Origin of the sequence: Flavobacterium sp. FlaQc-57 (assembly GCF_044007395.1) — a bacterium.
GTDB lineage: Bacteria > Bacteroidota > Bacteroidia > Flavobacteriales > Flavobacteriaceae > Flavobacterium.
The window spans coordinates 22250-35462 of record NZ_JBIPDA010000004.1 but is presented as its reverse complement, the minus strand read 5'-3'; the positions used below and the strand labels follow the sequence as shown (position 1 = coordinate 35462).

At 32.7% G+C, this 13213-nt stretch carries 14 protein-coding genes; 12 read left to right on the top strand and 2 right to left on the bottom strand.

Going from position 1 to position 13213, the window contains the following annotated elements; all coding sequences use genetic code 11:
* The first annotated feature begins 25 nt into the window (after positions 1 to 25).
* The 6 genes from ACHRVZ_RS13540 to ACHRVZ_RS13515 all read left to right on the top strand — a co-directional run bounded on the left by ACHRVZ_RS13540 (position 26) and on the right by ACHRVZ_RS13515 (position 3905).
* Positions 26 to 364 (top strand): hypothetical protein, encoded by a 339-nt coding sequence (locus ACHRVZ_RS13540; protein WP_395423112.1) that lies wholly within the window; start codon positions 26 to 28, stop codon positions 362 to 364.
* The gene (locus ACHRVZ_RS13535) at positions 361 to 1101 is read left to right on the top strand and encodes a YqjF family protein (RefSeq protein WP_395423111.1); all 741 of its coding nucleotides are present in this window, start codon (positions 361 to 363) and stop codon (positions 1099 to 1101) included. The genes ACHRVZ_RS13540 and ACHRVZ_RS13535 overlap by 4 nt, the downstream gene beginning before the upstream one ends.
* Positions 1102 to 1137: 36 nt before the next feature.
* Positions 1138 to 1959, top strand: coding sequence for a hypothetical protein (locus tag ACHRVZ_RS13530; protein WP_395423110.1), 822 nt, complete (start codon positions 1138 to 1140; stop codon positions 1957 to 1959).
* A gap of 2 nt (positions 1960 to 1961) precedes the next feature.
* Positions 1962 to 2867, top strand: a complete 906-nt coding sequence (locus tag ACHRVZ_RS13525; protein WP_395423109.1) for a TIGR01777 family oxidoreductase — start codon at positions 1962 to 1964, stop codon at positions 2865 to 2867.
* Between the two features lie 135 nt (positions 2868 to 3002).
* Entirely contained in the window at positions 3003 to 3458 is a 456-nt protein-coding gene (locus tag ACHRVZ_RS13520; RefSeq protein WP_395423108.1) for an SRPBCC family protein, read from the top strand.
* A 48-nt stretch (positions 3459 to 3506) separates the two neighbouring features.
* The gene (locus ACHRVZ_RS13515) at positions 3507 to 3905 is read left to right on the top strand and encodes a DUF1090 family protein (RefSeq protein WP_395423107.1); all 399 of its coding nucleotides are present in this window, start codon (positions 3507 to 3509) and stop codon (positions 3903 to 3905) included.
* A gap of 69 nt (positions 3906 to 3974) precedes the next feature.
* Here ACHRVZ_RS13515 and ACHRVZ_RS13510 read toward each other — a convergent pair whose 3' ends face one another.
* Positions 3975 to 4781: a hypothetical protein gene (locus tag ACHRVZ_RS13510; RefSeq protein WP_395423105.1), complete on the bottom strand. Its 807-nt coding sequence runs from the start codon at positions 4779 to 4781 to the stop codon at positions 3975 to 3977.
* A gap of 219 nt (positions 4782 to 5000) precedes the next feature.
* On the opposite strand from ACHRVZ_RS13510, the gene gcvP reads away from it, so the two are divergent.
* The 6 genes from gcvP (at position 5001) to ACHRVZ_RS13480 (ending at position 12444) form a co-directional block, all read left to right on the top strand.
* Positions 5001 to 7850 (top strand): aminomethyl-transferring glycine dehydrogenase, encoded by a 2850-nt coding sequence (gene gcvP / locus ACHRVZ_RS13505; protein WP_395423103.1) that lies wholly within the window; start codon positions 5001 to 5003, stop codon positions 7848 to 7850.
* Positions 7851 to 8222: 372 nt separating this feature from the next.
* Positions 8223 to 9281 (top strand): 3-oxoacyl-ACP synthase III family protein, encoded by a 1059-nt coding sequence (locus ACHRVZ_RS13500; protein ID WP_395423102.1) that lies wholly within the window; start codon positions 8223 to 8225, stop codon positions 9279 to 9281.
* Positions 9282 to 9455: 174 nt separating this feature from the next.
* A complete protein-coding gene (locus ACHRVZ_RS13495; RefSeq protein ID WP_395423101.1) occupies positions 9456 to 9983 on the top strand; it encodes a methyltransferase in 528 nt (175 codons plus the stop codon).
* 24 nt (positions 9984 to 10007) lie between these two features.
* Positions 10008 to 10856 (top strand): glycosyltransferase family 2 protein, encoded by an 849-nt coding sequence (locus ACHRVZ_RS13490; RefSeq protein ID WP_395423100.1) that lies wholly within the window; start codon positions 10008 to 10010, stop codon positions 10854 to 10856.
* Positions 10857 to 10936: 80 nt separating this feature from the next.
* Positions 10937 to 11683 carry an ABC transporter permease gene (locus ACHRVZ_RS13485; protein ID WP_041516219.1) on the top strand — a complete coding sequence of 249 codons (747 nt, stop codon included), beginning with the start codon at positions 10937 to 10939 and terminating at the stop codon, positions 11681 to 11683.
* Positions 11683 to 12444 carry an ABC transporter ATP-binding protein gene (locus ACHRVZ_RS13480; RefSeq protein WP_395423099.1) on the top strand — a complete coding sequence of 254 codons (762 nt, stop codon included), beginning with the start codon at positions 11683 to 11685 and terminating at the stop codon, positions 12442 to 12444. Before ACHRVZ_RS13485 ends, ACHRVZ_RS13480 begins: the two co-directional genes overlap by 1 nt.
* A 110-nt stretch (positions 12445 to 12554) precedes the next feature.
* Here the strand turns inward: ACHRVZ_RS13480 and ACHRVZ_RS13475 are convergent, their stop codons facing one another.
* Positions 12555 to 13157, bottom strand: coding sequence for a SprT-like domain-containing protein (locus ACHRVZ_RS13475; RefSeq protein WP_395423098.1), 603 nt, complete (start codon positions 13155 to 13157; stop codon positions 12555 to 12557).
* Positions 13158 to 13213 lie beyond the last annotated feature (56 nt).

Sequence of the window (13213 nt, the reverse complement as noted above, 5' to 3'; positions counted from 1 at the left end):
TCGAAAAACTTAGCACTTTTTGATCATGAAAAATATTAATTATCTCAATTACTTTTTTGTTGGTGTACCAGCAATATTTTTTCTCCTGACTTTCTTAAAAATTACAGATCTTATTGCATTCGGTTTATTGTTCAGCATACTTACAGGATTGTTTCAGGTAACCATTGGAGGATGTATGTTAATAGATGAGCCTCACAATAAAATGCTGCAATTCTATATCTATGGAGTGATATTCTTCTTCTTTATGGTTTGCATCAATCCTTATTTACCCCAACATGATTTCAAAATTTATTTCTTTTATGCGCTGCCGGTAATCCTTGCATTACATCTTACTTTAATAATTTATAAAAAAGCGAACAAATGAACTTCTTAAAAGCAGAATGGAAAAACTTAGCCCTTTTCAATTATGAAGTTGATACTAAACTTTTAGAGAAATATATTCCCGCCGGAACAGAAATAGATTTATGGAACAACAAATGTTATGTGAGTTTAGTAGGTTTCATGTTTAAAAACACCAAAGTTTTAGGATTTAAAATTCCTTTTCATGTAGATTTTGAAGAAGTAAATTTAAGATTTTACGTAAAACGTTTTGAAAATGGAAAATGGAAACGCGGTGTCGTTTTCATTAAAGAAATTGTTCCTAAAAAAGCCATCACTTTTATTGCAAATACTTTATATCAGGAACATTATGAAACTCAGAAAATGAGACATGAAATCATTGAAAACAAAAACACGAATACTTTTATTTATCAATGGAAAAATGACAAAAACTGGAATACAATTCAAATAGAAACCAATCAGAATCCAACAGAAATTGAAGTAGATTCTGAAGCTGAATTCATCACAGAACATTATTTCGGATACACAAAAATTGATAACGAAACTACTTTTGAATACGAAGTTCAGCATCCAAGATGGGAACAATTTGAAGTTTTAAATCATAGCATTGACATTGATTTTGGGAAAACCTACGGCCACGATTTTGAATTTTTACAAGATCTAAATCCAACTTCAGTTTTCTTGGCTAAAGGTTCTGCAATTAAAGTAAAAAACAAACGAAGACTCCAACCAGTATTACTTCTGAAAGAAAATCACAATTAGCATTTCAATCATTTATTAATCTTTAAAATCATTACTATGAAAACGCTCGAAAACCAAACCTTGCTTTATGATGAAGATTGTCCGCTTTGCAGTTTATACACAACTGGATTTGTAAAAAGCGGAATGCTAGATGAAAATGGAAGAAAATCATATTGCCAATTGTCTACAGAAGAACAAAGTTTCGTGGACTTAAATCGTGCTCCAAATGAAATTGCTTTAGTCGACAACAAAACTAAAACGGTTATTTACGGAATTGATAGTTTGATAAAAGTTGTTGGATTTTCTTTTCCTTTAATTGAAAAAATAGCAAAACTGAAACCCATTCATTTCATCTTGAAAAAAATGTATTCTTTTGTTTCATACAACAGAAAAGTAATTATTCCGGGGCATGTAAAAGAAGGAAATAAACTAGAATGTACTCCAGATTTCAATTATAAATATAGATTTCTTTTTATCGGATTTGCATTGACACTGACAAGTTTGGTTTTATTTGGTTATTCTAATTTGATTCCGAATTTACCTAAATCAAATACTACGAGAGAAGTCATTTTAGCATTTGGGCAAATTGTTTTTCAAAGTTTATTTCTTTTAAATTTCGATAAAAAAACCCTAATCAATTATGCAGGAAATTTGATGACTGTTTCTTTAATGGGTTCTTTGATTTTAGTTCCAATCTTGATTCTAAATCAATTTATCAATCTTCCGGAAATTTTAGTTTTAGGATGGTTCAGTATAACCGTTTTGATCATGTTTACAGAGCATCAACGAAGAATTAAAATTTTACAACTTCCATTTTATCTATCTTACACCTGGATTCTTTATCGAATTCTTGCTTTACTTTTAATTTTAAATCTATAAAAATGACCAAACTCATAATAGCAGCCGGCACAGGTTTTTTAGGACAGGTCTTGGTCAATCATTTCAAAAATAAATTTGAAGAAATTGTAATTCTGACCCGAGGAAAATCTCAAAAAATTGACGGAATCAAATACGTTAACTGGAATGCCCGAACTTTTTCTGGTTGGGAAAACGAATTAGAAAATGCAACCGTTTTAATTAATCTTGCAGGAAAATCTGTTGATTGCCGTTACACTCAAAAAAATAAAAAAGAAATATTATTATCTCGAATTGAAAGTACCAAGATTCTAAACAAAGCGGTTTTAAACTGCAAAAACCCACCGAAACATTGGCTGAATTCATCAACCTCAACAATCTACCGTTTTTCATTAGACAAACAAATGGATGAAGTTGATGGCGAAATCGGAAATGATTTTTCTATTAATGTTGCTCTGTCTTGGGAAAAAGCTTTTTTTAAAACCGAAACGCCAAAAACTTTAAAAACGGCTTTGCGAACTTCAATAGTTTTAGGCAAAAATGGCGGCGCTTTTATTCCGTTAAAAACTTTGGCTAAAATTGGTTTCGGCGGAAAACAAGGAAAAGGAAATCAGTTTATAAGCTGGATTCATGAAGAAGATTTTGCCAATGCAATTGATTTTATAATTCAGAAACAAATCAGCGGGATTATAAATATAGTTTCTCCTGAACCAATTCATAATACTGATTTTATGCAGAAACTAAGAAAAGTCGTTGGTTGTCCTTTCGGGATTCCAATGAGCAAGTTTTTTCTTGAAATTGGATTTTTCTTCATTCGAACAGAAACCGAATTGGTTTTAAAAAGTAGAAATGTGATTCCGAAAAGGCTTTTAGAGAATGGATTTGAATTTAAGTTTGGAGATATTGATAATGCTTTTGAAAATTTAATTTAAACGTTGTTTGTCATTACGACGAACGAGAAATCACACGAGAAACTCCGCAATCAAAATCGCCAATCTTTGTCAAATCTTGTGTGTGATTTCTCCTCTGTCGAAATGACAAGATTGCGTAAAATAGAACACAAATTAATGACAACAATTACTTTAACGACCAAGATCAAAGCTCCAAAACAAATCGTTTTTGATGCTTCAAGAAATATCGACATTCATCAGCAATCTGCTAGTCCAAGCAATGAAAAGGCAATTGCAGGAATAACTTCAGGCCTAATAAATTTTAATGAAACGGTAACTTGGCGCGGTAAACATTTTGGATTTTATCTCACACATAAAAGCCGAATGACGGCAATGGATTTGTACGATTATTTTGTGGATGAAATGGAAGAAGGAAATTTTAAATCTTTTAAACACGAGCATTTTTTTGAAGAACAAGATGGCGTTACGATCATGAAAGATCAATTACAATATGAAACTCCTTTTGGATTTTTTGGTAGATTATTCAATGTTTTATTTTTGAAAAAACATCTGATTCAATTCCTTTTAGAACGAAATAAAGTTCTGAAAGAAGTCTCAGAAAGACAGATTTAAAATAAATTTCTTACTTTTAAAAAAAGTTATTTAATTAAAACGATACTTATGACTATAAAAACTAAAATTTTATCCCTTGCTTTTTTTGCAATTTCTTTTGTTGGATTCTCTCAAAGCAATTGCGCAACATTAAAAGGCTGCGAAAGAAAATTGTGTGAATTAAACACCAAATTAGTAGCGGCTAAAAAAGCCGGAAATCAAAGTCAGATTAAAGGAGTTGAAGATGCAATTTCGAAAACGAAAAGAAATTGCACAACTAAAACAGTAAACAACGATCTTGACAAAAAGGTAAAAGAGAAACAGAAAAAAGTCAATGAAAGAACTGCCGATTTGAATGAAGCAATAAAAGATAAAGAGAGTAAAGAAAAAATCGATAAAAAAAGAAAGAAACTAGCGGAAGCAAAAGCTGATTTGAATAAAGCCTTAGCGGAACAAAAAACGAAATAAGAGTTAATATTATTATCTTATAAAAAAAACCGATGTTGATTCATCGGTTTTTTTATATCTAAATTTCTTTCAAAGAAATGTAATCATCAACCACCAGAAAATCGGAACACTTTCAACCCAAAATGAAGTGTAATATTTAGACCGATTAGGGTTTGCAAATAAAATAAACAGCATCAACATGACCACCATAATGAGATTGATAATGAGATCATGAAAACTAAATGTCAATATTCCGACAATCCAAAACGGGACCAAAAGTGAAAATCCTAAAATCTTAGTGCGCTTCACGCCTATTGTTTGTGGAACGGTTTTTAAATGCGGATCATCATTTGCCAGATCAATAATTTCAAAAACCAGAATCAGCACAAAAACCAATACAAAACGCTGAATACATTTTATAAAAAAATCTGGTATAAACGGAATTTCGGCATTTATATATGGTAAAACTAAAGTCGCTCCTACCCAGCAAATTGCTACAATATAAATTTTTACTCCGGCCCAGTTTCGTGCATTTTTTCTATTAGGGAAAAATGGCAAAGTATAAAGTGCGGTTATAGCAAAAATTACAACCGAAACGATTTGCGTAATTCGTTTTAAATGAAAAAAATAATAGCCCACTAAAATCAGTGAAATAAAACTCAAAACGGCAATTATTTTTAGTTGAGTTCCTACCGGATTTCGTTTAACTCTAACCAAAGCATCATATTTAACAAAATTATACCCCACAATTGTTCCAAAAAAAACGAACAAAGCCATGGGTGCATCATACTGAATATGAAACACATGAAACGTAACACATACTAACGCATAACAAGACAATGCCACGTGAATACTGCTATTCAGATAAAAATCAAATATTTGTTTTAATAGTTTCATTTATTAAATCTAATCAATTATTAACAAATCAACTCTTTAGTTATAAATTTCATAAAAATTGAAGTTAAAAATACCTATTAAATTATTAATAATACTTAATTTTGCGCCACAAAAAAACAACACATTTACTATAAAATGTAATAATCATTGTGAAACAGTCGGTTAAATCGGCAATCTCCTTTGGAAATTACATTGACTTAAAAAATTAGATAGCTACAAATGAGAACAGATGCTTTTGCTTTAAGACACATTGGCCCAAGAGAAACAGATCTTCAACACATGTTACAAACCATTGGAGTTGAATCGATCGAACAACTTGTTTACGAAACCCTTCCGGATGACATTCGTTTAAAAGCACCTTTGAATTTAGATCCTGCAATGACGGAATACGAATTCGCAAATCATATTCAGGAATTAGGAAAGAAAAATAAAGTATTCAAATCGTATATTGGTTTGGGTTATCATCCAACTATCGTTCCTGCTCCAATTCAAAGAAATATCTTTGAAAACCCAGGATGGTATACTGCTTACACACCGTATCAGGCAGAAATTGCACAAGGTCGTCTTGAAGCTATTTTAAATTTCCAGACTACTGTAATTGAGTTATCAGGAATGGAAATTGCAAACGCTTCTTTGTTAGATGAAGGAACTGCTGCTGCTGAAGCTATGGCATTATTATTTGATGTTCGTACGCGTGACCAAAAGAAAAACAATGTAAACAAGTTCTTCGTTTCTGAAGAAATTTTACCACAAACTTTATCAATATTGCAAACTCGTTCAACTCCGGTTGGAATTGAATTAGTTGTTGGAAACCACGAAACTTTTGATTTTTCAAATGAATTCTTTGGAGCCATTTTACAATATCCGGGAAAATATGGTCAGGTAAACGATTATAGCGCTTTTGTTGCTAAAGCAAAAGAAAACGAAATCAAAGTTGCCTTTGCTGCCGATATTTTATCATTAGCAACCTTAACTTCTCCAGGAGAAATGGGAGCTGCAGTAGTTGTTGGAACTACACAGCGTTTTGGTGTACCAATGGGTTATGGTGGTCCTCATGCTGCTTATTTTGCAACTAAAGACGAATACAAACGATCTATGCCAGGTCGTATTATTGGCGTTTCTGTTGATGTAAATGGAAATCGTGCTCTACGTATGGCTTTAGGAACTCGTGAGCAACACATTAAACGTGAAAAAGCAACTTCAAATATTTGTACTGCTCAGGTTTTATTAGCGGTTATGGCTGGAATGTATGCCGTATACCACGGACCAAAAGGACTACAATACATTGCAAACAAAGTTCACGCATCGGCAGTTACTACTGCTGAAGCTTTAAATAAACTAGGAGTTTTACAAACTAATACTGCTTACTTTGATACTATTTTGGTTAAAGCTGACGCTCAAAAAGTAAAAGCAATTGCTGAGAAAAACGAAGTAAACTTCTACTATGTTGATGCTGACACAATTTCGATTTCATTTAATGAAACGACTTCAATTAATGACATCAACCAAATTATTGCCATTTTTGCTGAAGCTTTAGGTAAAGAAACTATTACTGTTTCTGAATTAACTGCAGCAAGTCAATTACCTGCTTCATTAGAAAGAACATCTTCTTTCTTAACGCATGATGTTTTCAACAACCATCATTCAGAAAGCCAGATAATGCGTTACATCAAAAAATTAGAGCGTAAAGATTTATCGTTGAATCACTCAATGATTTCATTAGGTTCTTGTACGATGAAGTTAAACGCAGCTTCAGAAATGTTGCCTTTATCAATGCCAAACTGGAACAGCATTCACCCTTTTGCACCAGTAGAACAAGCAGAAGGTTATATCACGATGCTTAAAAAATTAGAAGAGCAATTAAATGTAATTACAGGATTTGCCGGAACAACATTACAGCCTAATTCAGGAGCTCAAGGAGAATATGCAGGTTTAATGGCTATTCGTGCTTACCATTTGTCAAGAAACGAAGGTCACCGTAATGTATGTTTAATTCCTTCATCAGCTCACGGAACCAATCCTGCTTCTGCAGCTATGGCCGGAATGAAAATCATTGTTACTAAAACTACTCCAGAAGGAAATATTGACGTAGAAGATTTAAGAGAAAAAGCGATTGAACACAAAGATGATTTGTCTTGTTTAATGGTAACTTATCCTTCTACTCACGGAGTTTTCGAATCTTCGATTATTGAAATCACTAAATTAATCCACGACAATGGTGGATTAGTATATATGGATGGTGCAAACATGAACGCGCAAGTTGGATTAACAAATCCTGCTACAATTGGCGCTGACGTTTGTCACTTAAACTTACACAAAACATTCGCTATTCCTCATGGTGGTGGTGGACCTGGAGTTGGGCCAATTTGTGTGAACGAAAAATTAGTTCCATTTTTACCAACAAACCCAATCTTAAAAGTTGGTGGCGAACAAGCTATTACAGCAATTTCATCTGCTCCTTACGGATCTGCTTTAGTATGTTTAATTTCTTACGGTTACATCACAATGATGGGAGCTGACGGATTAAAAAGTGCTACTGAACATGCAATCTTAAACGCTAACTATATGAAATCTCGTTTCGAAGGTCACTACCCTATTCTTTATACTGGAGAATGTGGAAGAGCTGCTCACGAAATGATTTTAGATTGTCGTTCGTTTAAAGAAAACGGAATTGAAGTTGGTGATATTGCAAAACGTTTGATGGATTATGGTTTCCACGCTCCTACGGTTTCTTTCCCGGTAGCAGGAACTTTAATGATCGAACCTACAGAATCTGAAGATTTAGCTGAGTTAGATCGTTTCTGTGATGCTCTTATCTCAATCAGAAAAGAAATTGAAGCTGCAACAGCCGATGATAAAAACAATGTATTGAAAAATGCACCGCATACATTGGCGATGTTAACTACTGACAACTGGGATTTTCCTTACTCTAGAGAAAAAGCGGCTTATCCATTAGAATACATTGCTGAAAATAAATTCTGGCCATCTGTTCGTCGTGTTGATGATGCATACGGTGACAGAAATTTAGTTTGCAGCTGTGCTCCTATCGAAGCTTACATGGAAAACTAAGAAATAAGTTTTCTTTATTATATCGAACCCGACAAGTTTTCAAAACCTGTCGGGTTTGTTTTTTATTTCAGGTTTCAGGCTTCAATATAACGTAAAACCAAAAAACTTGAAACCTGAAACTTGAAACTTTTTTTTAATTTAAAATCGAGGCATTTTTTACCACATCCCCAAAATAAATCAAAAAAAAATTCTGCAGGTATTTATTTCAAACGTTTGAAATCTCGGTCAAACTTAATTTTCATTAAAAAATAAACAATATATCTCATAAATAATTATTATTTCATAATTATATGCGTGCATAGTATTTTTTATGATAGTTATCATAATTTTATTTATAATTTAGCCATAAATTTATCGGATAATCAAGGAATAATGAAAATAAAAATAATAGGTATTGGAAGTTACATTCCTAATAAAGAAGTAAGCAACACTGACTTTGGAGATCATGTTTTTTTAAATGAGGACGGAACTCCTTTTGGTTACCCTAACGAAGTTGTAATTAAAAAATTCAAAGGTATTACCGGAATCGAAAATCGCCGTTATGCCGAAGACCAACATACATCATCAGATTTAGCTTTTTTCGCAGCTGAAAGAGCATTAAAAAATGCTAATATTGATCGTGAAACTTTAGACTATATTATTTTCGCCCACAATTTTGGCGATGTAAAAGCCGGAACAAATCAATCTGATATTTTACCAAGTTTAGCAACACGAGTTAAAAATAAATTGGACATCAAAAACCCAAAATGCGTAGCTTACGATATACTTTTTGGATGCCCGGGATGGATTGAAGGTGTACTGCAGGCAAATGCATTCATCAAATCCGGAATGGCAAAACGTGTTTTAGTAATTGGCGCAGAAACTTTATCGAGAGTTGTAGACGATCATGATCGTGATTCTATGATTTATTCTGATGGAGCCGGAGCATCAATTCTAGAAGCTTCTGACGATGAAGCAGGTTTACTATCTTACGAAAGTGCTACTTTTGCAAATGATGAAGCCAATTATTTATACTTCGGAAAATCATACAATCCAGACTTAGATCCAGATATTAAATACATCAAAATGTATGGCCGTAAAATTTACGAATTTGCATTGAGTCAAGTTCCGCTTGCGATGAAAAGCTGTTTAGACAAAAGCGGAATTGCAATCGAAGAAGTAAAGAAAATTTTGATTCATCAGGCCAACGAAAAAATGGATGAAGCAATTATTGCACGTTTCTACAAACTTTACGATAAAACACCTCCTGAAAATGTAATGCCAATGTGTATTCATGATCTAGGAAACTCAAGCGTTGCAACTGTGCCTACGCTTTATGATTTATTGATTCAGGGAAAACTGGAAAATCACGAAATTAACAAAGGCGATGTTGTAATTTTTGCCTCAGTTGGTGCAGGAATGAACGTTAATGCTTTTGTATATAGATATTAAATATAGTTTTCAGTCGCAGTCACAGTTCTCAGCTCTGAATAATGAGACTGCAAACTAAGACTAAATAGTAAAAACTAAAAAAAAGTCCGCATTTTAAAATGCGGACTTTTTAGTATATTTGCGACCTAATTATAAAATTAAGAACGAGAGATTGTTTCGTTCCGCGCAACGACTATGTACGAAAAAACGTTTCCGAATAAAAGATTCAAACTTACCTTAGAGTTTTTACAAAAACACGTTAATACATCTGAAACCATTTTTGATTTTGGTGTGCCAAATCCATTCTCTAAAATAATGGAAGAAAATGGCTATACCGTAAAAAACACAAAAGGTGAAGATTTAGACAACGATCAAACGGCGCTACAAACAGAAGAATATACTGTTTTTACCGCATTTGAAATTTTCGAACACTTGCTTAACCCTTACACTATTTTACAAAACGTAAAATGTGATAAACTATTAATTTCTATCCCTTTACGTTTGTGGTTTTCTCCTGCATACAGAAGTAAAACAGATATGTGGGACAGACATTATCATGAATTTGAAGACTGGCAATTAGACTGGCTTTTAGAAAAAACAGGCTGGAAAATAACTGATCGCCAAAAATTCACTCATCCTGTAAAAAAGTTTGGTTTTAGACCCCTTTTAAGATATTTCACACCAAGATACTATATTGTTGTTGCAGAGAAAATTCATAATTAATAATTTACAATTCACAATTATTGTATGAAATATTATATCGTCATTCCCGCACACAACGAACAAGATTTAATTGGCTTAACTTTAGAATCTTTGGTTTCGCAAACTGTATTGCCTTCGAAAATTGTTGTTGTAAATGATAACTCTACAGATAAAACAGAAGAAATTGTCTTGGGTTTTGCCAAAGAAAATCCATTTATTTCAGTTGTGAACAAAACATCTGATGCCATTCATATGCCGGGAAGCAAAGTAATTCAGGCCTTCCAAAAAGGTTTTGAAACTTTAGATTCTAATTATGATATTATTGTGAAGATAGATGGTGACTTAATTTTTCCTCCCAACTATTTTGAAACTATAATTAACCACTTTCAATCTGATCCAAAAATCGGAATGGTTGGCGGATTTTGTTATATCGAAAAAAATGGCGAGTGGATCTTAGAAAACCTAACCGATAAAGATCATATTCGTGGCGCGCTGAAAGCGTATCGCGCAGCAACTTTCAAACAAATTGGAGGCTTAAAACCTGCAATGGGCTGGGATACTGTAGACGAATTACTTTGTAAGTATTACGATTGGAAAATAGTCACAGATGCTACTTTACATGTAAAACATCTAAAACCAACTGGCGCAAATTACAACAAAACAGCCCGTTACAAACAAGGAGAAGCTTTTTACACTTTAGGATATGGTTTCTGGATTACAGCAATTGCATCTGCTAAGTTGGCAATGATGAAGAAAAAACCACTCCTCTTTTTTGACTACATTAAAGGATTCTGGAAAGCTAAAAAAGCTAAAACTCCTTTATTAGTTACCCCTGAACAAGCTAAATTTATAAGAAATTATCGTTTCGAAAAAATGAAACAAAAGTTAATTTGATTCGGAAAAACACCGAAAATCCTTAACTCATACCCCAAAACTCATAACTTCTTTTTACCTTAGCCAATATTTGTAAAACTATGATGCTAATTCGTTATTTATCTCAAATTGGGAGATATTTTTTAATGCTGAAAGAAATTTTCAATAAACAGACCAAATGGCCTGTTATGAAAAAATTGATTTTCAAAGAAATCGATGATTTAATAATCGACTCTCTTGGCATCGTTTGCTTTATCTCTTTTTTCATCGGAGGAGTTGTTGCCATTCAGACTGCACTAAATTTAACTAATCCTTTAATTCCAAAATATTTAATTGGTTTTGCTACACGTCAATCTGTAATTTTGGAGTTTGCTCCTACTTTTATTTCGGTAATTATGGCCGGAAAAATGGGTTCTTATATCACGTCGAGTATTGGAACTATGCGTGTTACTGAGCAAATTGATGCTTTAGAAGTTATGGGAGTTAATTCATTAAATTATCTTGTTTTTCCAAAAATTGTAGCGCTATTAATGTATCCTTTCGTAATTGGAATTAGTATGTTTTTGGGTATTTTTGGAGGATGGCTTGCTTGTGCATATGGAGGATTTTCGACTAGTGAAGACTTTATTCAGGGTGCTCAAATGGAATTTATTCCTTTTCATATCACTTATGCCTTTATTAAAACTTTAATTTTCGCAATGTTGTTAGCGACAATTCCATCTTTTCACGGATACTACATGAAAGGTGGTGCACTTGAAGTTGGTAAAGCAAGTACGGTATCATTTGTATGGACATCTGTTTGTATTATTCTTTTTAATTATATATTAACTCAATTATTATTAGGATAATGATCGAAGTAAAAAACATAGAAAAATCATTTGGTGACAGTAAAGTTTTAAAAGGTGTTTCGACAGTTTTTGAAACTGGAAAAACGAACTTAATTATTGGACAAAGTGGATCCGGAAAAACCGTTTTATTAAAAACTTTACTAGGAATTCATACTCCTGATTCTGGTGCAATTGAGTTTGACGGACGTATTTATTCAGAATTAGATCCAGATGAAAAAAGAGAACTAAGAACTGAAATTGGAATGGTTTTTCAAGGAAGTGCTTTATTTGATTCTATGACTGTTGAAGAAAATGTGGCTTTTCCATTAAAAATGTTCACCAACGACAACAAGTCTAAAATTCAGGAGCGTGTTGATTTTGTTCTAGAAAGAGTTAATCTTGTTGATGCTCATAAAAAACTGCCTTCAGAGATTTCAGGAGGAATGCAAAAACGTGTTGCAATTGCACGTGCGATTGTAAACAACCCTAAGTATTTATTTTGCGACGAACCAAACTCTGGTTTAGATCCAAATACATCTACTTTGATTGATAATTTGATTAAAGAAATTACTGAAGAATATAATATAACAACTGTAATTAATACGCATGATATGAACTCGGTGATGGAAATTGGCGAAAATATCGTATTCTTAAAAAAAGGATTAAAAGCGTGGCAGGGAACTAAAGAAGAAATCTTTAGAACTGACAATAAAGATATTGTGAAATTTGTTTACTCTTCAAACCTATTTAAAAAAGTGAGAGAAGCGTATTTGAAAGGTTAATTTCTTTATAAATTGAAAATTCCAATTCCACAGAAAAACTCAATAAAAAAATCCCAAATTCCAATTTTTAAGATTGGAATTTGGGATTTTTTTTATTTTGGAATTTAAACTTAATTTGAATTTATCAACTCTACCTCTGCATTTGGATTAAAAAGATAAGTTCTTCCTGAACTAATTTCAATGCATTCAAAACGTTTGGTTCTAACAGCTAATTTCTTAAATATTTTCCCGTTTTTAATTCTAAAGACACTTCCGTACGGAATCTCAAAAACATAGTTTTTATCATTGTCTGTATCGTATTGTTTTAAGGCTAAAGACAAAGTTGTATCTGTATCGCTACTTGCAGATGGATTTTTAAAATGTCTCGCTAATAACGGCAATAATTGGCCAGGAAAGATCTCGGGACGTATAAACGGAATCATCATACGTTGAAATGTATGTTTCCATTCATTTCCATGTGGTTTTATATTTCTGCCAAATTTTTCGAATGCTACTAAATGCGAAATTTCGTGAATTAGCGTAATCAAAAAACGAAATTTATTTAAACTCGCATTAACCGTTATTTCATGTTTCCCACTAGGTCCACGTCTGTAATCTCCATGTCGCGTTTGGCGCTCATTTACGATTTTAAGATGAACCTGATTGGCAACAATCAATTCAAAAACAGGCTTTACTGCATGTTCCGGTATATATTTAGCTAAAGTCTCGCTCAATTTTCTTTTACGTTAAAAATTATTTGTTAGAAGTAAAAAGTTTTATATCAGATTCA